Source organism: Agrobacterium rubi TR3 = NBRC 13261, from assembly GCF_000739935.1.
Lineage (GTDB): Bacteria > Pseudomonadota > Alphaproteobacteria > Rhizobiales > Rhizobiaceae > Agrobacterium > Agrobacterium rubi.
The window spans coordinates 49669-71754 of sequence record NZ_BBJU01000011.1 but is presented as its reverse complement, the minus strand read 5'-3'; the positions used below and the strand labels follow the sequence as shown (position 1 = coordinate 71754).

Genomic DNA, 22086 nt, shown 5'->3' with positions numbered 1-22086 from the left:
GGTTATGGCGATACTGCTCGCTGCCAAGATAAACAGAAGACAGAAAAGGCGTAATTGCCGCAAATGTCTCATGAAACGTTACACATCGAGTTTAGGGGAGCGGTCGCCCACCGCCATGCCAGTTGGTGCCTGAATGATGGAGGCGAACCGCGTTCTTCGCAAAATGATCCGCCTGTAAATATTCTGGCAGCAGTGAGCAGGCCGCATGTCACCCACGCGGCCCGCATCATCGTCTTACTTGAACACCGCGTTCGGGCTATCGAGGCTGTCGGAACCTTCCAGCTGAATCTTGCCCAGATCAAGTGCCGCAATCACACGCTCGATGGTCTTGGTCTGGTCCAGAAGTCCGTCGATGGCGGCCTGCACAACGGCATTGCCGTCCTTATTGCCCTCGGCAATCATCTGGTCGTAAGCTTCGACGGTCTGGCCGCGCTTTTCCATGACGTGCATGGCGTCCAGCGTCTTGTTCAGCTTGGCCTTCATTTCCGCGTCCAGCGTCTTGTCGCTGGCGGCAACGAGTTGCGAAAGCGAAGGGCCGGTCAACTTCTTGCCGTCTACCGTCGTGTATTCACCGCTATAGGCAGCAGCGATGCCGATGGCGTCATTGAGGTGCGAGTTGTAGGTATTGTCGGAGAAGCAATCATGCTCTTCTTCGGGATCGTGCAGCAGAAGGCCGAGCTTCATGCGCTCGCCCGCCAATTCGCCATAGGACAGCGAGCCCATGCCGGTCAGGATGGCGGTCAGGCCCTTTTTCGGGTCGGCTTCCACGGTCTTTGCCGCTTCGCCATCCGGTGCCCAGTTATCGGTCATTTCCTTGAGGTCAGCCACCAGCAACGTGGAGGCGGCCTTGAGGTAATCGGCACGGCGGTCGCAATTGCCACCCGTGCAATTCTTGGTGTCGTAGTCGGTGTAAGGACGGTTGCCCGCACCCGGTCCCGTGCCGTTCAAATCCTGGCCCCAGAGCAGAAACTCGATGGCGTGGTAGCCGGTCGTCACATTGGCTTCCACTTCGCCCGCTTCCGCAAGGCTCTGGATCAGCTCCGGCGTGATCTTCGAGGCATCGATCTCTTCGCCGCTAACCTTGATCTTTTTGTTGGCGATGATGTTGGCCGTGTAAAGCTCGTTCTCGTCGCTTTCGGTGCCATAGGAACCATCGACATAGTCGATCAGGCCCTCGTCCAGTGGCCAGGCGTTGACCTTGCCTTCCCACTCATCGACGATTGGGTTGCCGAAGCGGTAGACTTCCGTCTGCTGGTAGGGAACGCGGGCCTTGATCCAGGCTTCGCGCGCAGCCTTCAGCGTGGCGTCGCTGGGCGTCGCGATCAGCGCGTCGATGGCCTTATCAAGGGTTTCCGCTGTCGTCAGCGCATCCTGATATTTTGCATGACCAAGCTCCGCATAATGCTTGACCACGGCGGCCGGATCAGTCGCAGCGCGGACAGGAAGTGCGGTGAGGGCCACCGATGCGGCCAGAAGCGCCAGACGTGCGCCAGATAAGGTTTTGCGGAACATGATCTCTCCTATCAGCCCTCTCGTAACGAGGCCGTGAAGGCGAGTTCTGAACCAATCACAAACTTGTGTCAAATATTCTAGTTTAGAAGCTTTCCAACCAGACTGCCGGATTTTGACATGCTTCAAATCCGGCAGTTTCTATTGGTGTAAAACGCTCAGGCGTTTCGCTTCATGGCGCAGAAGAAGAAGCCGTCCGTATCGGTCGTCGCAGGCGTCAGCGTAATCGTCTCGCCATCGGCGGAATGCGGCTTGATGGCATCGGCACCGAAGATGCCTGTCCATCGATCCAGCGCAGAGCGGATGGAAAACTCCGGGTTCTCGGCACAGAAACGGCGCACCTGACGTTCATTTTCTTCCGGCAGAACGGAGCAGGTGACATAGACGAGTTCGCCGCCGGGCCGCACGAACATCTTGGCCTGATCCAGCGCCTGTGCCTGCTGCTCGACGCGCTCTTCAAGATTGCGCTGCGTCAGTCGCCATTTGGTGTCGGGGCGGCGGCGCCATGTGCCGGTGCCGGTGCAGGGGGCATCCACCAATACGCGGTCGAATTTGCTTTGATAACGCTCCAGCCCTTCGGCGCGGTCGTGCACCTGCACATTGCGCGTGCCAGCCCGCTTCAGGCGCTCGATGATCGGTGCCAGCCGCTTGCGGTCGGCATCGAAGGCGTGCACCTGGCCCTTGTTGTTCATGGTCGCGGCCATGGCCAGCGTCTTGCCGCCGCCGCCTGCGCAATAATCGAGTATTTGCTCGCCTTCCTGCGCACCAGCGAGATCAGCAACAATCTGCGATCCCTCGTCCTGCACCTCGAACCAGCCCTTCTGGAAGGACAGTTCGGCTGTGACGTTCGGCAGACGCGATGGTCCTTCACCGGCGGCAATACGCACGCCCTGGCGGGCGATGCGCGTGGCTTCGGCTTTTGCGTCTTCCAGGGCCTTGATGACCTTGGTGCGGGTCGCTTTCAGCGTATTGGCACGAAGGTCGAGCGTCGGGCGCTCGTTCAGCGCCTTGGCCTGGCGCAGCCAGTCTTCGCCAAAGGTCGCTTCAAAGGAGGTCGTGATCCATTCGGGAATATCGGCCTGCACATGGGCGGGAGCGTCTGACAGCGCACGCGAGGCAAATGCTGATAGAGCCGCCTCCGACACGGGTTCCGGCGCGAACTTGTCGCCATCGAATTCGGCGCTCAGCTGTTCTGCGGATTTGCCCCATTGGCGCATCATCACGGCATAACCCAGCGCATGCGCGCTCTCGTCATCCATCAGCCATGCGTGGGAAAGCTTCATGCGCAGGGCATCGTAAACGATGTTGCCAATGGCGGCCCTGTCGCCGGAACCGGCAAAACGATGCGCCAGTCCCCAGTCCTTCAGTGCGTCGGCAACCGGGCGTCTGCGCGCCTCGATATCTGCCAACACTTCGATAGCCCCGGCCAAACGCCCGCCCAAACGCATTTTCTACCTCATTCACAATGTGTCCGGGTTGGTAGACGCGAATGGTGACGAGGGCAAGCCTTCGCCAAGAATTCCCTAAAAAACGCGTGCGAAGGGAACCAGCTTAGTTGGAGGCCATGATTTCGTAGCAGACCTTGGCCGTGCCGGAGCTGACCATACCGATGTTCTTGGCGGCTGCCTTGGAAAGATCGAGCACGCGTCCCTTGATGAACGGACCACGGTCATTGATGCGAACGACGACGGCCTTGCCGTTGCGGGCATTGGTGACCTTCACCTTGGTGCCGAAGCGCAACGAACGATGCGCCGCCGTCAGGTTGGAAGGATTCATCCGCTCACCCGAAGCAGTCTTGGAGTTGAGGGCATACCACGATGCACCGCCGCAGCCGGTGCCGGCATTGGCTTGAAGTGGAGTGATGATGGAACAGACGGCTATAGTTGCAGCCGCAATAGTTATGCGTCGAATATGCGTCAAACTGTGCTTCCCTGATACTCGGCCCCGCGCCGATGGACTTAGGCGAATTGAATTGAGGTGAGTGTAGAGCGAGCGAAAAATGGCGAAAAATGGCCAAGGTAATATCACGAAGTGTTACAGACTGTAACATTTGTGATGGGTCGCAGACCCCTGAATTCCCATAGCCTTCGATCCATTCGGAAAAAATTCATTTGGAATCAAGGCCAAACGAAAAATCCTTGCGTCAGCGGCGCAATATCAATCGGATCACGAATTCACTGTGAAATAATTTTCCAAAGCATGAAATTTTTAGCCAAATTGCACCTTAACAAAGGGTTAAAAGGGCCAAAATGCGATTAAAACATTCCTGAAAAGAGCCTTTAGATGGATTTTTCATCGCAGCCGATTATGAATGTTTATTCATCTCGCCAGATACCTTCATTCCACATCTGTCGCAGTGATTTGCGATAGTCTGGATGGGCAAAAGTGAAGCCGAGGTCTTTCAGTTTGCGGTTTGAGACACGTTTGTTCTCGCCGTAGAAGGAACGCGCCATCTCGCTTAGCTGCGCGGTGTCGAAGGATTGCTCCTCCGGCGGCTCCATATCCATCAGGTCGGCAGCGAAGGACACGACATCCTGCGGTGGGGCGGGCTCGTCATCGGTGACGTTGAAAATGCCGCTGGCCTTGTCTTCGATCAGGAATTCCGTGGCGGCAGCGATATCCTCGACACGAATGCGGTTGAACACCTGGTTTTTCTTCACCAGCCGCCGCGCCGTGCCTTTTTCCAGATTGATGAGACCGTTGCGGCCGGGACCGTAAATGCCAGACAGCCGCAAAATGCAGAGCTTGACGCCGGCCAGCTCACAGGCCGTAGTCCAGGCCTTTTCCGCGTCCACCCGCTCGACCGAGCGAACCGAGACGGGAAGACAGGGCGTGTCCTCGTCCACCCAGTCACCATCATGGTTGCCATAGACGCCAACGGTGGAGAGGTAGGCGACCCACTGCAAATCCGGCATCAGGCTTTTGAGGTCGCCCTTCAACAGCCGCAGCAGCGGATCACCGGAAGCGCTGGGCGCGATGGACTGCACCAGATGCGTGACGCTGCGCAATTCGGCGCGCAACTCGTCGCTGATCGCCTCGCCGGTAAAGATGAAGGGAGCGATGGCTTGGCACTGCAAGGTTGAGATTTTGTCTTCACCTCGGGTGGTGCCGGAGATGCGGTCCATATCGGTCTGGAGTGCTCTGGCGATAGCCTTGCCGGAATATCCGGCCCCGAAAATCATCAGATGCGACATTTACACTCCTGCTATCATCCACTCGTTCAGCACGTCCGAATCGTCTTCGGCTGCACGGGCGCAAGCGTAGGCATTGAAGCTGTGCCTGTCCATCAATCTTGACAGCGCCCACACCGCCATACCGCGCACATCCGGTGACACGTCCTGCGCAAGTGTCTGACATTGCGCAATAAATTTGGCATCACCGGAATTTCCGGCGGCGATCAGAACATTGCGAATGAAGCGGTTGCGACCGATGCGCTTGACCGGCGACCCGCTGAAAAACGTCCGAAAAGTCGCATCATCCAGCGTCAGCAGAAAGGCGATATCAGGCTCCTTCAGGTCGTCACGCGCCTGCAATTTCATCTCGGATGCGCTTGCCGCAAACTTGTTCCACGGACAGGCGGCAAGACAATCGTCGCAACCATAGATACGGTTGCCGATCATCGGCCTGAATTCGTGGGGGATGGTGCCTTTGTGCTCGATCGTCAGATAGGAAATACAACGCCGCGCATCCAGCTTGTAAGGGGAGGGGAAGGCGTTGGTTGGGCAGGCATCGAGACAGGCCCGGCAGGAACCGCAATGGTCGCGCTCCGCCTCATCAAGACAAAGCTCAGCGGTGGTGAACATGCTGCCCAGAAACAGCCAGGAGCCGTGCGTCCGGCTGACGAGATTGGTGTGCTTGCCCTGCCAGCCCAGACCAGCGGCCTCCGCCAACGGTTTTTCCATCACCGGTGCCGTATCGACAAAGACCTTCACGTCTTCGCCCGCACGCGCCGAAAAGCGGGTGGCAATCTCCTTCAGCCGCCCTTTGATGACATCGTGATAGTCGCGATTGCGCGCATAAACGGAAATCGCCGCCTTGTCGGGCTTGGTCAGAATGTCGCGCGGGTCTTCGTTGGGGCCATAATTCAGGCCGAACATGACAACGGAGCGCACATCGCTCCACAGAGTCCTGGGGCGCGCCCGCCGCTCTTGCGTCTCTTCCATCCAGCCCATTGTGCCGTGGAAGCCGTTGTCGATGAATTCCCGCAACCGTTCAGGAGCCAGCGGAATGCTGTCGGCTGAGGTGATACGACAGAGATCAAAGCCAAGTGCTGACGCTTCTGAGCGGACGAAGTCCGTCAGCTTGGCCGCGCGCAGCTGTTGCTTGTGCAATGCCGTATTGATGGCGCTTCTCCTGATGCGTTTGGCAGAAAGCCTACCTGTCGCAGCATTATATAGTAAGCCGATGCAACGGGCTTAAAAATCCAAATCCGCATAGTGAGAAGAGGGTGCCAGGCGCGGCACGCGTTCGGCCAGAAGCGGACGGAAGGAGGGGCGTGATTTGACGCGCTGATACCATTCCTTGGCGATCGGCGCTTCCAGCCAGTTGATCTCGCCGAGATAGTCGAGAATGGACACAGATGCACCGGCGGCGAGATCGGCATAGCTCAACCGATCGCCCGCAAGCCATGTGCGCGAACCCGCCAGCCACTCCAGATATTTCATATGCTGGTGCACATTGGAGCGGGCGGTACGCAGCAACTTGCTGTCTGGTGGGCCACCGCCCTGAGCGGTCGACATTTGCAGCTTATAGGCGCGTTCACGCACCAGCGGGCGCGTCACGTCGGTTTCCATTTTCTGTAGGAACCACTCCGTCAGGCGGCGTATCTCGGCGCGCTGGAATGGGTCTTCGGCCAGCAGGCGCCTGTCCCGTTTCAGCACACCATGGGTCTCGTCCAGAAATTCAGCGAGAACATAGGGGCCACAGAGCGAGCGCATATTGTCGTCGAGATAGACCGGTAGAGTACCCGCCGGGTTGAGTGCCAGAAACTCGCGCCGTTTTTCCCAGGGCTGCTCCTCGACCAGATCCGCCTGAAAACCATATTCGGTCAGGATCAGCCGAACGAATCGGGATGCGGTCGACATGGGAGAATGAAAAAGGGTGGGCATCGGCACTCAAATTTTTGATGAAAGGAAAGGTTGTCTTTATCGCCAGAGGGCGGACAAGGTATGGCCTGTGCAGAAACTATAAGTTCAGCTTTTTTAAGACAAGTTTAACGAGGACGCGATTGCTACATCACTTTCGTGCTGAAAATCCGCATTCACCCACGAAAAAAGCGCCTTCGATCGACTCGATGGCGCTTTTTTAAAGTCATGACACAAGCTCTGCTTGGAATCGATCAGTTTGCCGAGATCGAGCTCGTGGCGCATGGATCGACGCCATATGCTGGCGAACAACCGGTCTTGCCAGCTGCAACCGTGCCCGGCGCCATGAACGAACCTGCCAGAACAACCAACGCCGCACACGCAAAAAAGAGTGCGATAGACTTGCCCATTTTATATTTGCCTTTCAGACGATGACCGCAACGACATCAGTCGCCGCACGATGATTGTTAGGTTCTGGATTGTGTAGAGGATGTGGCGTTTAGCAATAAAGGACCTTGCTGAACACCGGGTTAATGCGAACTCTTGTCCACAGTTGCCCTTGTGCCACGCTTGATCGGCTGTTCTGCTGTTTTCATGATGTGCCCCCACATACGAAAGAAAAGGCAGCGAACTTTATCGCTGCCCGTTGGGTGCATAACTCACGAGTTTGAATTTGGTTGCACGCATCTTTTAAAAGCGTGTCACGGAAAAGCGAAGACTGATTTTCCGTCCGAAATACCACAGAAGCTTAAGCGGCTTTGCCCGCATTGCTGAACTGCCCGTGGGTGCGGTAGCTCACCATGTAGGATGGCAGAACGGATGCGACGCGCACCGGCGTGATGCCGAGGCCATCGAGCGTCAGACCGGAATTTGCAGCTTCTGGAGACACGACATTGTCGTTTCGCAGCATGGTGACCTGATCGGCCGTCAGTGGCGGCGTGATCAGCGGGACCATCGACGCGACCTTGCCGATCATCGATGCGATGCCGAAGGGCAGGTTGACCAGCGGGCGCTGGCGATATGTGGCGGCGAGAACCGCCTCGAGACAGTCGCGGAACGTCATCACGTCCTGACCACCCAGCTCATAGGTCGCGCCAGCTTTCAAAGCACCATCGACGCTACGGGCAACGACTTCGGCCACGTCTTCGACATAGACGGGCTGGAACTTGGTGTGGCCGCCGCCGATCAGCGGCAGGAACGGCATGCGCTGCGCCATGCCAGCAAACTTGTTGAAGAAATCGTCTTCCGGCCCGAACACGATCGAAGGACGCAGGATGACGGCGTCCGGCAAAACGGAGCGGATGGCGGCTTCGGCGCGGCCCTTGGTGCGGGCATAGCCGACCGAGGAACTGGCGTCAGCGCCGATGGCAGATATATGCGTCAGTGTCGCACCGGCATTCTTAGCGGCTTCGGCCACGGCGCGGGCACCAAATTCCTGCACGGCGTCGAATGTGTTGCGACCGCTCTCGAACAGAATGCCGACGCAGTTGACCACATGGTCCGCACCTTCGACGGCCTTGGCGACGGAGTCCTTGTAACGCAGGTTGGCCTGCGCAAAGGAAATCTGCCCGACATTGCCCAGCGGCTGCAAAAAGCCAGCCAGATCAGGGCGACGAACGGCAACGCGAATGCGGTAACCGCGCTTGGCCAGAAAACGCACCACATGCCGTCCGACGAAGCCCGAACCGCCAAAAACGGTGACGAGAGGGGGAAGGTTGGCCAATGGCATGGGAGGCTCCTGCGAAGCGTTGAATATATGCGTTTCCGTCTCTTAGCGTAAAGCCGATGCAACGGGAAGAGAGAACAGCATCCGCTCCCAACCAGAGTAAACGGATGCTGGATGATGATCAGGCACCGTCCATGATCATCAGCTCGGCATCGGCAACTTCCTGGCGGATTTTCAGCGCCTGCTGGTATTCATCGCAATTGTAGCAATCGAGCGCATGCTGCATCGATGGGAATTCGATGACGACATTACGCGCCCGGCCCTTGCCCTCGAGCTGCGTCACCACGCCACCGCGCGCCAGAAAATTCGCGCCGTAGCGTTCGAACGCCGGTTTGGCGGTTGAGATATAGTCCTTGTAACGCTCGGCGTCGCGCACATCCACCTGCGCAATCCAGTATCCCTTGGCCATGATGTTTTCCTTTCAGATTGCTTTTGTCATTTCATCCAGAATAGCGCGTGCCGCAACCTTGGGGTCAGCGGCTTTCACGATGGGTCGGCCAACTACCAGATGGCTGGACCCGGCCCTAATCGCATCGAATGGTGTCACTACCCGTTTCTGGTCGCCGGCATCGCCGCCGATGGGGCGGATGCCGGGGGTAACCACTGCCATCTCCGCTCCAACGATCTCACGCACGCCAGCGGATTCTTCCGCCGAACAGACGATGCCGCCCATGCCTGCGTCGCGCGCTTGCGCGGCACGTTTCAGCACCAGCGAACGGGCGTCGCCCTGATATCCGGCTTCCACCAGATCGGCGTCATCCATGGAGGTCAGAACTGTCACGCCCAGCAGGCAAAGCCCGGAGCCTTCGGCAGCCTTCACCGCCGCCCGCATGGCTTTGGGGTAGGCATGCAGCGTCAGCATCGACATGCCCATCTTGGCGATGTTTTCGACGCCTGATGCCACGGTATTGTCGATGTCGAGCAGCTTCATGTCGAGGAAGATTTTCTTGCCGCTTTCGGTGAGCTCGCGGGCAAATTCCAGCCCGCCCGCAAAGGCCAGCTGGTGGCCGATCTTGTAGAACAGGACATCGTCGCCCAATGCGCTAACGATCTTTTCGGCCTCAGCCACGGTTGGAAGGTCAAGCCCGACAATCAGGCGCTCGCGTGCGGTCATATCATCATCCCCTGCCACGTTTCCATTGCCGTCCAGTCGCATGTGATGCGCCGGTCTGCAAGGGGAAAACAGAAGAGATTGCCGCCACCCGGCGGCTGGTCTTGGGTGCGGGTTATCTCGCTCCCCGCAAGATGGCATTTCAGCAAAGTGCCCACGCCGCCGTGCCCCACAAAGGCAATCGGCTGGGCTGGATCGTGACTGCTGAGAATAGCCCCGACAGCCGATACGATGCGGGCCTGCGCGTCGATAGCCGTTTCCCAGCCTTTGTAGCTGGCATGCGGATGAGTAAAGAACCAGTCCGCCGCCGCCTCGAAGCTATCAGGCGGCAGAAACCCCGTCGCACTGCGGTCGTTCTCATGCATCTTGGCCACTGTTTCAACGGCCACACCGCTGGCCGAAGCGAGAATGCTCACGGTCTCGACGGCCTTGTTTTCTTCGCTGGACACAATGCGCCGCAAAGTCTTCACCCATCGCAGAGCGCTTGTCTTGCACGCGCGCTCGATGCCCAGTTCGGACAAGCCCCAATCAGGAACCGGCACGTCTGCATCGATCCTGACCTGCGGGTGGGTGATGTAAAGCGCGTACATGATGCCGAGGCTAACTCAGGCGCGGGTGTAGGTCCACAGCTGTGCAGGCGGAATGTTGCGCACGACGAAGTCGTAATGGCGGATGTGGTAGAGATGCGGTTGCGCGACGATCGGCGAGACCGGACCGTAGGAAATCTGGATCACGGGGCGACCATGCGGCACGCGCTTCAGCAGCTCGTCCAGAAGCTTGATGCGCTCGGCCATCGGGAAGTTTAGCATAGGCACGGCGGAAATGACGCAATCGAACATCTGGTCTTTTTGCGCCGCCAGTGTCGTATCCAGATCGAACGCGTCACCATTGATGAAATTCACGCCCGGGTAGCTGCGCAGCAGTTGCTGGTAGAAATCGGTGGAATATTCGATGGCCGTGACGTTTTCCGGTTTCACGCCGCGCGCCAGGATGGCCTTGGTGATGCAGCCGGTTCCAGGCCCTAGCTCCAGAACGGGGAGGCCGGATTGCGGGGTAATGACGCTTGCCATGCGACGGGCGGTTACGCCGGAGGTCGGAACGATCGCGCCAACCTTCTTCGGCTGGTTTACCATACCCTTGAAGAAACGAATTTCTTCTTCGAATTTTCTGCCGAAGCGCTGTTTCAGGCTCAGTCCCATCCGGTCCCCCTCTGTGTTCCGTCAAAACAACATTTGGTGAAACTGTGGCGATATGTTGTTTCGTCCTGTCGTAAAGACAATGAAAAATGTCGCAATAGGAAAATCTTAACAAACTATGGAGAATCCGCAAAACAAAAATGCCGGTGAGGGCATCACCGGCATTTTCCGCATTTTTACTAAATGAGACAGTCCTAAACGCGCATCGGCATCAACACGTAAAGCGCATCATCGCCTGCCGTATCGCGCACCAGCGTCGGCGAACCGGCATCGGCCAGCAGGAAAATCGCGTCTTCGCCGGACAGTTGCGCGGTGATATCCAGCAGATATTTGGCATTGAAGCCGATTTCCATGCCATCATGCTCGTAGCCTACGGCCACTTCTTCCGTCGCGCTGCCCGAATCCGGGTTGTTGACGGTTAACGTCAGCTGCCCCTCGGTAATCGCAAGCTTCACGGCGCGGCCACGCTCGGAGGAAATGGTCGAGACGCGGTCCACGGCCTTGGCGAAGGACTGGCAATCCACGCGCATTTCCTTGTCGTTGCCGGTCGGGATCACGCGCTGATAATCCGGGAAAGTGCCGTCGATCAGCTTGGACGTCAGAACGATGTCGCCGATGGCGATACGGATCTTGGCGTCGGAAACCTCCACGGTCACTTCCAGCTCGGGATTGTCGACCAGCTTCTGCAACTCGCCAACCGTCTTGCGCGGAATGATGATGCCCGGCATGCCTTCGGAACCCGAGGGCGCGTTGACATCGGCGCGCGCCAGGCGGTGGCCGTCGGTGGCGACGGCGCGCAGCTTCAAATCGTTGCCGCTCTCGATCGTGTGGAAGAAAATGCCATTCAGATAATAACGGGTCTCTTCGGTCGAAATCGCAAACTGCGTGCGGTCGATCAGCATCTTCAGGTCGGCGGCCTTCAGCTTGAAGACATGGCTGAACGTTCCGGCCGTCAGATCCGGAAAGTCGGTTTCCGGCAGGCACTGCAACGAAAACTTCGAGCGCCCGGAGGCGACCGTCATGGTCGAACCATCGGGGTTTGTGGCCAGAAGAACCTCGGACCCATCCGGCAGCTTGCGCACGATTTCATAAAGCAGATGGGCAGGCACCGTGGTCGAACCAGCCTGTTCCACCATGGCCGGTGTCGCCTCGGTGATCTCGAGATCGAGGTCGGTCGCCTTCATGTCGAGCTTGGCGTCGGATGCGCGCAAGAGCACGTTGGACAGGATCGGGATCGTGTTGCGCCGTTCCACCACGCGGTGAACGTGGTTCAGCGATTTCAGAAGGTTCGACCGCTCGAGGGTAATACGCATGAAGACTTCCGCTTTCAACCGATGCGATCCTGAAGAGGCCGGATCGCCAAGATAGTGTCTCCGGCATTTCGGCCGGATAATGTGGACCGGCAAAATGGCAGAGTTACCGGTGAAATTGCAAGAGGCGAGACCGCGTCTTCCCTTTATTTTCCACGCTATACATTTCCGTACATGCGTCAGCGCCGAGAACGGCCCTTGTTCGAGGGCGCGGTCTTGCCCATAAAGACAGGGAAATGAGACATGACGGGAATGGTGCAGTGACAGATGAAGCCTTGAGCGATCACACGATAGAAGACGCAGACGCCACGGGCCGCAGTTTCAAGGTCGGCGGCTTTACCGTGCCTGCCCGTCCCATCGATGCCGCGCTCTATCTCGTCGCCACCCCCATCGGCAATCTGGGTGACATCACCGTGCGTGCCTTGGAAACACTGGCCTCTGCCGATGTTCTGGCCTGCGAGGACACCCGCGTCACCCGCATCCTGCTCGACCGTTACGGCATCCGCAACCGTCCCTATTCCTACCACGAACACAATGCCGAAGAAGCAGGTCCCAAGCTCATTGCCGCGCTGGATGCCGGAAAATCCGTGGCTCTGGTCTCGGATGCCGGCACGCCGCTGGTCTCTGATCCCGGCTATCGCTTGGGCCAAATGGCGCTGGACGCAGGCCACCGTGTCGTGCCGATCCCCGGTGCGTCTGCACCACTCGCTGCACTTGTTGGTTCCGGCATGCCGAGCGACGCTTTCATGTTTGCAGGCTTTTTGCCGGTCAAAGACAAGGGCAAGCGCGACCGCTTTTCGGAATTGTCCAAGATACCGGCGACCATGATGTTCTTCGAATCCCCCCACCGCATCTGCGCCACCATCAAGGTCGCTTCGGAAGTGCTGGGGCCGAACCGCCGCGCCGTCGTCTGCCGTGAACTGACCAAGACCTTCGAGGAATTCCGCAGGGGCACGCTGGGTGAATTGACGGAGTTCTATAACGAAGACCGCATTGTCAAAGGCGAGATCGTGCTCCTCATCGAACCGCCCTCCTATGATGAAATTCCCGATATGGAGGATGTCGAAAATCTGCTGAAGGACTTGGTGTCCACCATGCCCGCCGCAAAGGCCGCAGCCGAAGCTTCCAAATTGACCGGTCTGCCACGCAAGGAGCTTTACCAGCGCATTCTCGATCTGAAGGGCAGCGATGGCGCGTGAGGCGAACAGCAAACGCCGGGCTGAACGGCGCGGCCATATCGCCGAATATTGGGCAGCACTCTATCTGCTGTTGAAGGGCTACCGCATTCTGGCCCTTCGTTATCGCACCAAAGTGGGAGAGATCGATATCATCGCTCGCAAGAAGGATGTGATCGCCTTCATCGAGGTCAAGGCGCGCGCGTCGGAAACCGGCGCAGTCGACGCCGTCAGCTACACCTCGCAACATCGCATCCGTGCCGCCGCCGATATCTGGTTGTCGCGCCGAAAGGATGCGGCAGCCTTGTCGTCACGCTTCGATATCGTCGCGGTCCTGCCGCGCCGCCTGCCCAGACATTTCATTGATGCCTTTTGAAAGGGTAGCCTATGCGTAGCGAGTGGGAAAAAATGGCAGCTGGAGACTGGTATTGCTGTCTGGATGCCGAACTCGATACCCTGCGTGCCACAGCACGGCGGGCCGTCCACCAGCACGCCACCATAGTGCCGGACGCACGCGGGGCGATGGCGCCGCTTCTGCGAACCCTTTTTGCATCGGTCGCAGAGGGCGCTTTCATCGAAGCGCCGTTTCATTGCAGTTATGGCTTCAACATCTCTCTGGGCAAAAACGTCTATCTCAACGCAGGCTGTGTCATCCTCGATTCCGCTCCCGTTAAAATCGGTGATGGCGCGATGCTAGGCCCTGGCGTGCAGATCTACTGCGCCGATCATCACAGGGATGTGGAGGAACGCTCCAAGGGTATCGAGATCGCGAAACCAGTCGCAATTGGCAACAACGCCTGGATCGGCGGTGGGGCGATCATTCTGCCCGGCATCACCATTGGTGACGGTGCCATTGTCGGTGCTGGCTCCGTGGTAACGAAAGATGTGGCCCCCGGCGTTACGGTTGTTGGAAATCCGGCGCGTCAATTCAGCCGATAAGGCTTTGAATGCCCTCATTTGATGCATCGTCTTTCAAGTGACTCTTCATTAGGTTGTGCTGTAATAAATCTGCCATGAAACTGTAAAAAGCCCGTCATGGAACGCGCCTATTCGCATCCTCACCCAACAAGGGCGGTAGAGGATCGAAACTATGATCAAGAAGTTTTCCATGGCTGCAATGGCCATCACGTTTTCGGCGACGTCGTCCATGGCTGCGACGAACATCACCTGGTGGCACGGCATGGGCGGCCGCAACGGTGAAGTCATCAACGAGGTTTCCCAGAAATTCAACGCCGCCCAGAGCGAGTGCGCGCTGACCCCAGTGTCCAAGGGCACCTATGAAGAAGCGCTGGCCAGCGGCATCGCTGCCTTCCGCTCCGGCGAACAGCCCAACATCCTCCAGGTCTTCGATGCCGGTGCCGCCACCATCATCAATGCCAAGGGCGCCGTCATTCCTGCCGAAGACATCATCACCAAGGCCGGTTACAAGTTCGATCGCGAAGCCTTCATTCCCGGCGTGCGCAATTTCTACGCCGCTGCCGATGGCAAGTTCGTCGGCATGCCGTTCAACTCCTCTGCCCCTATCATGTATCTCAACACCGAAGCCCTGAAAAAGGCCGGTGTCGAAGCGCCAAAGACATGGGAAGAATTCGAAACCATCGCCCCGAAGCTGAAGGAAGCCGGTTTCATCCCACTCGTTCAGACGCAGCTGACATGGGAGTTCACCGAGAACTTCTTCTCGCGCAACAACCTGCAATTTGCCACCAACAACAATGGTTATGACAGCGTCGTTGATACCAAGTTGAAGGTAACCGACCCGAACCTCATCATGATGTTCGAAAAGCTGAAGTCCTGGAAGGACCAGGGCTATTTCGCCTATTACGGCGCTGGCTGGAACGATAACCAGAAGCCATTCGAAGACAACAAGGTTGCACTGTGGATCGGTTCGTCCGGCTCATTCGGTGGCCTGCAGAAGACGGCACAGATGCCGTTCTCGGCAACCTTCCTGCCATATTGGGGCTCCATCAAGGGCGCTGGCACCAACTCCTTCATCGGTGGTGCTGCCCTGTTTGCCATGTCCGGCAAGTCGGAAGCCGAAAACAAATGCGTGGCCAGCTTCTTCCAGTTCCTGACATCGCCTGAAATCCAGAAGTTCTACCACGAAGCCACCGGCTACGTTGCCATTACGCAAGCCGCCTACGAGCTTGCCAAGAAGGAAGGCTTCTACGAAAAGCAACCGGTTGCCGAAGTCGGCATCAAGCAGCTTTCGCTTCCAGGTGGCGAATGGTCAAAGGGCTATCGGCTGGGCTTCTACCCGCAGATCCGCTCCATCATGGAACGTGAATACGGTCGCATCTTCTCGGGCGAAGTTTCCGTCAAGGACGCCTTCGACATCATCGAGAAGGAAGGCAACGACCTTCTGGCCCGCTTCGCCAAGACTGCTGGCTGATTGAACGACTTGTGAAAATAGACGGGCCTCCCTGATGAGGGGAGGTTCGTTGGTTGTCAGCATGGCTTGCCCCACACTCGGACGTCATCCTCGGGCTTGTCCCGAGGATCTAACGAACCACAACATTCAACGTGGTTAGATCCCCGGGACAAGCCCGAGGATGACGTCGAATAAGAATGCGAAGCCTCTCCATAATCCCGACCTCCCTTCACCTCGAAGAGAAGCCCACAACACAAAAAGGTTTGCGCGCGTGGCCTATACGTCTTCACAACCGCGTCCCGTGCGGTCCCTGCCGGATCTGATCGCCAAGGCAAAAAAGCCTGCGGTGATAGCGGAGCCGGCAAAACGGGTGCAGTTCTCGTCCTCTGCGCTGCCTTATCTGTTGATCGCGCCGCAACTCATTGTCATTTTCGTCTTCTTCTACTGGCCGTCCGTGCAGGCGGTTCAGTCGTCATTTTATATCGAAGACCCCTTCGGCTTCGGTTCCACCTTCGTCGGTTTCGCCAATTATTCCGATGCGCTACTCAGCAACGAATATCTCAGCATCGCCAAGTTCACCGTGGTCTTTACCGTGCTCGTCACCGCCTTTTCGCTGGCGCTGGGCCTGCTTCTGGCGGTGAAGGCCGACGCGATCATTCGCGGCGCTTCCGCCTATAAGACGATGCTGATTTCGGTCTACGCCATCGCGCCACCGGTCGCCGGCCTCATCGGGATGATGTTTTTCGACCAGCACATCGGCCCCTTCGTCAAGATGGCGGCCTTCTTCGGCTGGCAAATGCAGGTCGGCGTCACCTATTTCGATACCGCGTTTGCGATGATCTTCGTGTCGGTCTGGAAGCAGATTCCTTACAATTTCATCTTCTTCCTGTCCGGTCTGCAAAGCGTTCCGGTCTCAGTGCGCGAAGCCGCCTTCATCGATTGCCGCTCCGGTTTTCGCCGGTTCTGGACGGTCATCATGCCGCTGCTGGCACCGACCGCCTTCTTCCTGCTTATCATCAACATCACCTATGCGCTGTTTGACACGTTCGCGGTCATCGACGTGATGGTGAAGGATAAGGCCGCCAACAATCCCATCACCCTCGTCTACAAGGTGTTTCTGGATGGCTTCCGCGGCAACGATATCGGCGGTTCCTCGGCGCAATCGGTCATTCTCATGATCGTGGTCTTCGTGCTGACGGTGCTGCAATTCCGCTTCCTCGAAAAACGCATCCATTACGGTTGAGGAGTATCGGCCATGTACAAGACAAAACCCCTCGACCATCTCATTCTCATCATCGGCTCGCTGTTTCTGGTGCTGCCGGTCTTCGTCGCCTTCATGACATCGACCCACACGGCGGCCGAAATCAACACGAATGGTCTGGCCATCCTGCCGGGCAACAATTTCGTCGGCACCTATGAGAAGGTTCTGACCCAGAAGGGCGGCTTCACAGGCCAGATCACCGGCCTCAACATGGTCGTCAACTCGCTCATCCTCGGCGTCGGCTTTGCGGTCGGCAAGATCGTGCTGTCGATGCTGGCGGCCTACGCTATCGTCTATTTCCGCTTTCGTTTTGCGACATTCGCCTTCTGGATCATCTTCACCACGCTGCTTCTGCCGCTCGAAGTGCGCATCATGCCGTCCTACGAGGTCATGAGCAAACTCGGGCTTTTGAACTCCTATACCGGGCTCATCGTGCCGCTTCTGGCGTCTGCCACAGGCACTTTCTATTTCCGGCAGTTCTTCAAATCCGTGCCCGATGAAATCCTCGAAGCCGCCCGCATCGATGGCGCAGGGCCGGTCAAGTTCTTCATCGATATTCTGCTGCCCCTGTCGCGCACCATGCTGGCCGCCATCTTCATCATCATGTTCGTCTATGGCTGGAACCAGTATCTGTGGCCCACGCTGATGACCAATGACGAGCGCTTCTTCACGCTGATGCGCGGCATCAAGTCGATCCTGCAAGTGTGGGTCGGTTCGCAACTTCCCGATTACAACGAAGCCTTCGCGCTCGCCGTTCTGGCCATCCTGCCACCTGTGTTGATCGTCCTCATCTTCCAGAGCTGGTTCATCAAGGGCCTCACCGAAAGCGACAAATAGGAGCCTGATATGGCCGAGATCGAAATCACCCAGGTCTGCAAGGATTATTCCAACGGCATGCGCGCCGTGCACGATGTGGATATCTCCATCAAGGACGGCGAGTTCATCGTGCTCGTCGGCCCCTCGGGCTGCGGCAAGTCCACGCTACTGCGCATGGTCGCGGGGCTGGAAGAAATTTCTGACGGCACCGTCAGCATCGGCAACCGCGTGGTCAATGACATCGAGCCTGCCGATCGCGACATCGCCATGGTCTTCCAGAATTACGCGCTCTACCCGCATATGTCGGTGCGCCAGAATCTGGAATATGGCCTGAAAAACCGCAAGACACCGAAGGCAGAGATCGATGCGCGTGTGGCGGAAGCCGCCCGCATGCTTGAGCTTCAGCCCTATCTGGATCGCAAGCCGCGTGCGCTCTCCGGCGGCCAGCGCCAGCGTGTCGCCATGGGCCGTGCCATCGTACGCAAACCAGCCGCCTTCCTCTTCGATGAGCCGCTGTCGAACCTCGATGCCAAGCTGCGCGTGTCCATGCGCGGCGAAATCAAGCGCCTGCAACGCCGCCTCGGCACCACCTCCATCTATGTCACCCACGACCAGCTGGAAGCCATGACGCTGGCAGATCGCCTCGTGGTTCTCAATGCCGGTCGCATCGAACAGGTCGGTGCGCCGCTCGAGGTCTATCACAAGCCCGCCTCAACCTTCGTCGCCAGCTTCATCGGCTCTCCTGCCATGAACCTTTTGACCGGCGAATTGCATGGCGATCGTCTGGCCATGGGTCCGGCCGTCCTGTCGCTCAACGGTTACGCGCCTGCATCTGGTCCAGTGACCGTCGGTATACGTGCCGAGGACTTGCGCTTCGTCCACGGTGCGGAGCCGGGCATGCCGTTTCGCGTCGAGTATATTGAAGAGCTGGGCTCGCAGCGCCTTATCCATGGCATGCTCGGCGAACAGGCACTGACCGTTGCCTGTGCATCCGAGACCGATATCCCGCAGGAATTGTCGCTCTCCATCGCACCGCAAAAACTGCACTTCTTCGACAAGGAAAGCGGAAAGCGCATTGACGGCATGGCGAATGCCGCGTCTCAGCGGTCTGAGACACAGCTCGCCGCCACTCACTAAAACGAACTAAAAGATGCACGTCCATTAAAATTGATTCAATTTATGGAAGAGCATTCTTACTCCGTTCGTGCTATAGCGTCCCTGTTGCAAGGTAGGGGCGCAATATGGTTTTTAATGTGATGATCGCAAGTGTGGCTGCATTGGCGGCGCGCGCCGTGCCAACGATTCCGTTCTCAACGAGCCGGGGCAGGCCAGAGCCCGTGGTATCAGCCACATCCCACGGTATGGTGATGCAACCCGCCCCAATTAATCCAGACTGGATCATCGGTGGCGATCCGCAAGCCCGCATGGCGGATCATTCCCGCAGCGGCGACCGCGCCGCCTACACCGCCCTTTGGGATTGCACGGCAGGCACCTTCCGCTGGTTCTTCGCCTGGGACGAAACTGTGCATATCCTCGAAGGTGGCGTGCATGTCACGGCGGAAGATGGCTCCGTCCATGTGCTGCGTGCGGGCGATGTCGCCTATTTCAAGGCCGGCACCTGGGCCACATGGCGAGTGGACACTTACGTCCGCAAAGTCGCTTTTCTGCGCCGCCCGTTCCCCGCGCCCATCGCCTTTGCGTATCGCTTGAAGAACAAGCTGTTGCCAGCCAAAACGCCGTCGCTTTAAGCCCGTAATCCGTCAATAAAACTCATAGATATGCCACCCCGTAGCAGTTGCCTTTGAAGCTTGCCTGCCCTACACATTTCGGGCTTTCAACAGGAAATTGCGCATGGCCAAAATCAAGAACGTCGCGATCCAGATGGATCATGTCTCCGGCATCAACATTGCGGGCGATAGCACCTTCGCGATCAGCCTTGAGGCGCAGGCCCGTGGTTACCGCCTGTTCCATTATACGCCGGACCGACTGTCCATGCGCGATGGAAAGATTTACGCCACCGTCGAGCAGATGCAGCTGCGCGACATCAACGGCGATCACTTCTCCTTAGCCGAACCGGAACGCGTCGACCTCGCCACCATGGATGTCATTCATCTGCGCCAGGACCCGCCCTTCGACATGGCCTATATCACCTCCACGCACTTGCTGGAGCGTATCCACCCCAAGACGCTGGTGGTGAACGACCCGGCCTGGGTGCGCAATTCGCCGGAAAAGATTTTCGTCACCGAATTCGCCGATCTGATGCCAACGACGCTCATCACCAAGGACGTGACGGAGATTGCTCGCTTCCGTGAAGAAATGGGCGACATCATCCTCAAGCCGCTCTACGGCAATGGCGGCGCTGGCGTGTTCCACTCCACCCGCGATGACCGCAACTTCTCCTCTCTGCTGGAAATGTTCGGCCAGATGTTCCGCGAACCCTACATCGCCCAGCAATATTTGCCCGACGTCCGCAAGGGCGACAAGCGCATCCTGCTGGTGGACGGAGAGCCAGTCGGCGCCATTAACCGCGTGCCTGCGGAAAACGACGCCCGCTCCAACATGCACGCCGGCGGCCGCCCCGAGCCAACGGAACTGACAAACCGCGAAAAAGAAATCTGCCAACGCATCGGCCCTGCGCTGCGCGAGCGCGGCTTCCTGTTCGTCGGCATCGATGTGATCGGCGACTACATGACGGAAATCAACGTCACATCCCCAACTGGCATCCGCGAGGTGAAGAAATTCGGCGGCGCCGATGTCGCCAGCCTGCTGTGGGATGCCATCGAGCGCAAGCGCGACGCGCAGGGCTGATCGCTGTCATCAATTCCCGTCACCCCGGCCTTGAGCCGGGGTTTTCATTTGCGAATTATCACGCCGCCTTGGCGACGTGATACTCCTTAATAGCCACCATCTTGATGCCGGGATAACGCTCCGCCTCATAGCGCAGCGAAAACGCATCCTGCGCCAGAAACACCGGGTCGCCGTCGAGATCGCGGGCAATATCGCCGCGCTTGACCGTCAGGAACTTCTCCATATCGGCAGACTGCTCGGCAGAAATCCAGCGGCAGATCGAAAAGCGCGACATTTCGAACGAAACCGGCAGGCCATATTCGCCCATCAGCCGTTCCTTCAGCACATCCAGCTGCAACGCACCGACCACACCGACGATGGCTGGGGAGCCGTCTTCCGGCGAAAACAGCTGCACGACGCCCTCTTCGGCCATCTGGTGCAGCGCTTCCTTCAGCTTCTTCGCTTTCATCGCATCTTCCAGCCGCACACGGCGCAGAATTTCCGGCGAGAAGTTGGGAACGCCCTGGAAAACGAGGTTTTCACCCTCGGTGAGCGTATCCCCGATGCGTAGTGTGCCGTGGTTGGGAATGCCCACCACATCGCCCGCAAAGGCGGTGTCGGCAATGTGACGCTGCGAGGCGAAGAAGAATTGCGGTGCCGTCAGGCCCATCTGCTTGCCGGTGCGCGCCAGCCGCGCCTTCATGCCGCGCTCCAGCTTGCCGGAGCAGATGCGCGCAAAGGCAATGCGGTCGCGGTGGTTCGGGTCCATATTCGCCTGAATCTTGAACACGAAGGCCGTCATCTTGTCTTCATCGGCATGCACGGTGCGGGTATCGGCCACCTGGTCGCGCGGTGGCGGTGCAATATCACCCAGCGCGTTGATTAAGTCGCGAACGCCGAAGTTGCGCAGCGCCGAACCGAAGAACACCGGCGTCAGATGCCCCTCCAGAAACGCCGTACGATCGAACGGGCGGCAGGCTTCCAACGCCAGTTCGGTTTCCTCGATAAAGGCATCGCGTTCATTTTCCGGCAGACGGTCCGCCACGGCCTGCGGGCCGTTCACCTGTGTCGCCTCAACCTCGTTATCGGAGCCACGCACCCGGTTGCTGGCCAGATGGTAAGAGCCGCAGAAGCTCTTGGAACGACCGATCGGCCATGTAATTGGGGCCGTGTCGAGCGCAAGCTTCTCCTCGACCTCGTCCAGAATCTCGAAAATGTCCCGGCTTTCGCGGTCCATCTTGTTGACGAAGGTGATGATAGGAATGTCGCGCATGCGGCACACTTCGAACAGTTTTAGCGTCCGTGGCTCGATACCCTTGGCGGCATCGATGACCATGATGGCCGCATCCACCGCGGTCAGCGTGCGATAGGTATCGTCGGCAAAGTCTTCGTGGCCGGGCGTATCGAGAATGTTGAAGACCTTGTCGTCATACTCGAATGTCATCACCGAGGTCACGACCGAAATACCGCGCTCGCGCTCGATCTTCATCCAGTCGGAGCGCGTCTGAATGCGGTCCTTCTTCGCCTTCACCTCACCGGCCAGCTGAATGGCGCCGCCGAACAGCAGCAGCTTTTCGGTCAGCGTCGTTTTACCGGCATCCGGGTGCGCGATGATAGCAAAGGTACGGCGGCGGGAGACCGCCTCGGCGAGCGTTTCAGCCATTCTCAGAAATTCCTGTTGATTGGGGCCGTCTTTATAGATTTGGGGCCGGATATGCAATTGACCAAGACCATGAGCGCGCA

Annotated in this window: 22 protein-coding genes; 9 read left to right on the top strand and 13 right to left on the bottom strand. The window is 58.1% G+C overall.

Annotated features, from left to right (window positions below):
- Window positions 1-234: 234 nt before the first annotated feature.
- The 12 genes from RRU01S_RS09305 to dnaN form a co-directional block, all read right to left on the bottom strand.
- Window positions 235-1512, bottom strand: a complete 1278-nt coding sequence (locus RRU01S_RS09305; RefSeq protein WP_045229999.1) for an imelysin family protein — start codon at window positions 1510-1512, stop codon at window positions 235-237.
- 155 nt (window positions 1513-1667) lie between these two features.
- Window positions 1668-2957, bottom strand: coding sequence for an RsmB/NOP family class I SAM-dependent RNA methyltransferase (locus tag RRU01S_RS09300; RefSeq protein ID WP_045229998.1), 1290 nt, complete (start codon window positions 2955-2957; stop codon window positions 1668-1670).
- Window positions 2958-3060: 103 nt separating this feature from the next.
- Window positions 3061-3429, bottom strand: a complete 369-nt coding sequence (locus tag RRU01S_RS09295; RefSeq protein WP_045229997.1) for a septal ring lytic transglycosylase RlpA family protein — start codon at window positions 3427-3429, stop codon at window positions 3061-3063.
- Window positions 3430-3824: 395 nt separating this feature from the next.
- Complete coding sequence (locus RRU01S_RS09290) at window positions 3825-4703, bottom strand: SDR family oxidoreductase (RefSeq protein WP_045229996.1); 879 nt, start codon at window positions 4701-4703, stop codon at window positions 3825-3827.
- Window positions 4704-5840 (bottom strand): tRNA epoxyqueuosine(34) reductase QueG, encoded by a 1137-nt coding sequence (queG, locus tag RRU01S_RS09285; RefSeq protein ID WP_234936124.1) that lies wholly within the window; start codon window positions 5838-5840, stop codon window positions 4704-4706.
- 84 nt (window positions 5841-5924) lie between these two features.
- Window positions 5925-6617 (bottom strand): glutathione S-transferase family protein, encoded by a 693-nt coding sequence (locus RRU01S_RS09280; protein WP_045229994.1) that lies wholly within the window; start codon window positions 6615-6617, stop codon window positions 5925-5927.
- A gap of 724 nt (window positions 6618-7341) precedes the next feature.
- Window positions 7342-8322, bottom strand: a complete 981-nt coding sequence (locus RRU01S_RS09270; protein ID WP_045229992.1) for a complex I NDUFA9 subunit family protein — start codon at window positions 8320-8322, stop codon at window positions 7342-7344.
- A gap of 118 nt (window positions 8323-8440) precedes the next feature.
- Window positions 8441-8728, bottom strand: coding sequence for a DUF1330 domain-containing protein (locus RRU01S_RS09265; RefSeq protein WP_045229991.1), 288 nt, complete (start codon window positions 8726-8728; stop codon window positions 8441-8443).
- 12 nt (window positions 8729-8740) lie between these two features.
- Window positions 8741-9433: an orotidine-5'-phosphate decarboxylase gene (pyrF, locus tag RRU01S_RS09260; protein ID WP_045229990.1), complete on the bottom strand. Its 693-nt coding sequence runs from the start codon at window positions 9431-9433 to the stop codon at window positions 8741-8743.
- Window positions 9430-10020: a histidine phosphatase family protein gene (locus RRU01S_RS09255; protein WP_045229989.1), complete on the bottom strand. Its 591-nt coding sequence runs from the start codon at window positions 10018-10020 to the stop codon at window positions 9430-9432. The genes pyrF and RRU01S_RS09255 overlap by 4 nt, the downstream gene beginning before the upstream one ends.
- 15 nt (window positions 10021-10035) lie before the next feature.
- Window positions 10036-10629 carry a phospholipid N-methyltransferase PmtA gene (gene pmtA / locus RRU01S_RS09250; RefSeq protein WP_045229988.1) on the bottom strand — a complete coding sequence of 198 codons (594 nt, stop codon included), beginning with the start codon at window positions 10627-10629 and terminating at the stop codon, window positions 10036-10038.
- A 191-nt stretch (window positions 10630-10820) separates the two neighbouring features.
- Window positions 10821-11939, bottom strand: a complete 1119-nt coding sequence (gene dnaN, locus RRU01S_RS09245) for a DNA polymerase III subunit beta (RefSeq protein WP_045230012.1) — start codon at window positions 11937-11939, stop codon at window positions 10821-10823.
- A 233-nt stretch (window positions 11940-12172) separates the two neighbouring features.
- On the opposite strand from dnaN, the gene rsmI reads away from it, so the two are divergent.
- From rsmI to gshB, 9 genes are all read left to right on the top strand, one after another.
- Complete coding sequence (gene rsmI / locus RRU01S_RS09240) at window positions 12173-13135, top strand: 16S rRNA (cytidine(1402)-2'-O)-methyltransferase (protein WP_045229987.1); 963 nt, start codon at window positions 12173-12175, stop codon at window positions 13133-13135.
- A complete protein-coding gene (locus RRU01S_RS09235) occupies window positions 13125-13487 on the top strand; it encodes a YraN family protein (RefSeq protein WP_045229986.1) in 363 nt (120 codons plus the stop codon). Before rsmI ends, RRU01S_RS09235 begins: the two co-directional genes overlap by 11 nt.
- Window positions 13488-13498: 11 nt before the next feature.
- Window positions 13499-14050 (top strand): sugar O-acetyltransferase, encoded by a 552-nt coding sequence (locus RRU01S_RS09230; protein ID WP_045229985.1) that lies wholly within the window; start codon window positions 13499-13501, stop codon window positions 14048-14050.
- 151 nt (window positions 14051-14201) lie between these two features.
- Window positions 14202-15500 carry an extracellular solute-binding protein gene (locus tag RRU01S_RS09225; protein WP_045229984.1) on the top strand — a complete coding sequence of 433 codons (1299 nt, stop codon included), beginning with the start codon at window positions 14202-14204 and terminating at the stop codon, window positions 15498-15500.
- Between the two features lie 250 nt (window positions 15501-15750).
- The gene (locus RRU01S_RS09220; RefSeq protein ID WP_081880039.1) at window positions 15751-16722 is read left to right on the top strand and encodes an ABC transporter permease subunit; all 972 of its coding nucleotides are present in this window, start codon (window positions 15751-15753) and stop codon (window positions 16720-16722) included.
- Between the two features lie 12 nt (window positions 16723-16734).
- On the top strand, window positions 16735-17577 hold the full coding sequence (ugpE, locus tag RRU01S_RS09215) for a sn-glycerol-3-phosphate ABC transporter permease UgpE (RefSeq protein ID WP_045229983.1): 843 nt from the start codon (window positions 16735-16737) through the stop codon (window positions 17575-17577).
- Window positions 17578-17586: 9 nt separating this feature from the next.
- Window positions 17587-18693 (top strand): sn-glycerol-3-phosphate import ATP-binding protein UgpC, encoded by a 1107-nt coding sequence (locus RRU01S_RS09210; RefSeq protein WP_045229982.1) that lies wholly within the window; start codon window positions 17587-17589, stop codon window positions 18691-18693.
- Window positions 18694-18797: 104 nt separating this feature from the next.
- Complete coding sequence (locus RRU01S_RS09205; RefSeq protein ID WP_045229981.1) at window positions 18798-19304, top strand: cupin domain-containing protein; 507 nt, start codon at window positions 18798-18800, stop codon at window positions 19302-19304.
- 103 nt (window positions 19305-19407) lie between these two features.
- The gene (gene gshB, locus RRU01S_RS09200; protein ID WP_045229980.1) at window positions 19408-20364 is read left to right on the top strand and encodes a glutathione synthase; all 957 of its coding nucleotides are present in this window, start codon (window positions 19408-19410) and stop codon (window positions 20362-20364) included.
- A 58-nt stretch (window positions 20365-20422) separates the two neighbouring features.
- Here gshB and RRU01S_RS09195 read toward each other — a convergent pair whose 3' ends face one another.
- The gene (locus RRU01S_RS09195) at window positions 20423-22006 is read right to left on the bottom strand and encodes a peptide chain release factor 3 (RefSeq protein ID WP_045229979.1); all 1584 of its coding nucleotides are present in this window, start codon (window positions 22004-22006) and stop codon (window positions 20423-20425) included.
- Between the last annotated feature and the right edge of the window lie 80 nt (window positions 22007-22086).

Coding starts and splice junctions, on each gene's coding strand:
- dnaN (WP_045230012.1), bottom strand. CDS start 11,939: ATGCGTATTACCCTCGAGCGGTCGAACCTTCTGAAATCGCTGAACCAC.
- pyrF (WP_045229990.1), bottom strand. CDS start 9,433: ATGACCGCACGCGAGCGCCTGATTGTCGGGCTTGACCTTCCAACCGTG.
- RRU01S_RS09305 (WP_045229999.1), bottom strand. CDS start 1,512: ATGTTCCGCAAAACCTTATCTGGCGCACGTCTGGCGCTTCTGGCCGCA.
- RRU01S_RS09235 (WP_045229986.1), top strand. CDS start 13,125: ATGGCGCGTGAGGCGAACAGCAAACGCCGGGCTGAACGGCGCGGCCAT.
- RRU01S_RS09270 (WP_045229992.1), bottom strand. CDS start 8,322: ATGCCATTGGCCAACCTTCCCCCTCTCGTCACCGTTTTTGGCGGTTCG.
- RRU01S_RS09195 (WP_045229979.1), bottom strand. CDS start 22,006: ATGGCTGAAACGCTCGCCGAGGCGGTCTCCCGCCGCCGTACCTTTGCT.
- RRU01S_RS09205 (WP_045229981.1), top strand. CDS start 18,798: ATGGTTTTTAATGTGATGATCGCAAGTGTGGCTGCATTGGCGGCGCGC.
- pmtA (WP_045229988.1), bottom strand. CDS start 10,629: ATGGGACTGAGCCTGAAACAGCGCTTCGGCAGAAAATTCGAAGAAGAA.
- RRU01S_RS09290 (WP_045229996.1), bottom strand. CDS start 4,703: ATGTCGCATCTGATGATTTTCGGGGCCGGATATTCCGGCAAGGCTATC.
- RRU01S_RS09300 (WP_045229998.1), bottom strand. CDS start 2,957: ATGCGTTTGGGCGGGCGTTTGGCCGGGGCTATCGAAGTGTTGGCAGAT.
- rsmI (WP_045229987.1), top strand. CDS start 12,173: ATGAGACATGACGGGAATGGTGCAGTGACAGATGAAGCCTTGAGCGAT.
- RRU01S_RS09265 (WP_045229991.1), bottom strand. CDS start 8,728: ATGGCCAAGGGATACTGGATTGCGCAGGTGGATGTGCGCGACGCCGAG.
- RRU01S_RS09255 (WP_045229989.1), bottom strand. CDS start 10,020: ATGTACGCGCTTTACATCACCCACCCGCAGGTCAGGATCGATGCAGAC.
- RRU01S_RS09225 (WP_045229984.1), top strand. CDS start 14,202: ATGATCAAGAAGTTTTCCATGGCTGCAATGGCCATCACGTTTTCGGCG.
- ugpE (WP_045229983.1), top strand. CDS start 16,735: ATGTACAAGACAAAACCCCTCGACCATCTCATTCTCATCATCGGCTCG.
- RRU01S_RS09280 (WP_045229994.1), bottom strand. CDS start 6,617: ATGCCCACCCTTTTTCATTCTCCCATGTCGACCGCATCCCGATTCGTT.
- RRU01S_RS09210 (WP_045229982.1), top strand. CDS start 17,587: ATGGCCGAGATCGAAATCACCCAGGTCTGCAAGGATTATTCCAACGGC.
- gshB (WP_045229980.1), top strand. CDS start 19,408: ATGGCCAAAATCAAGAACGTCGCGATCCAGATGGATCATGTCTCCGGC.
- RRU01S_RS09230 (WP_045229985.1), top strand. CDS start 13,499: ATGCGTAGCGAGTGGGAAAAAATGGCAGCTGGAGACTGGTATTGCTGT.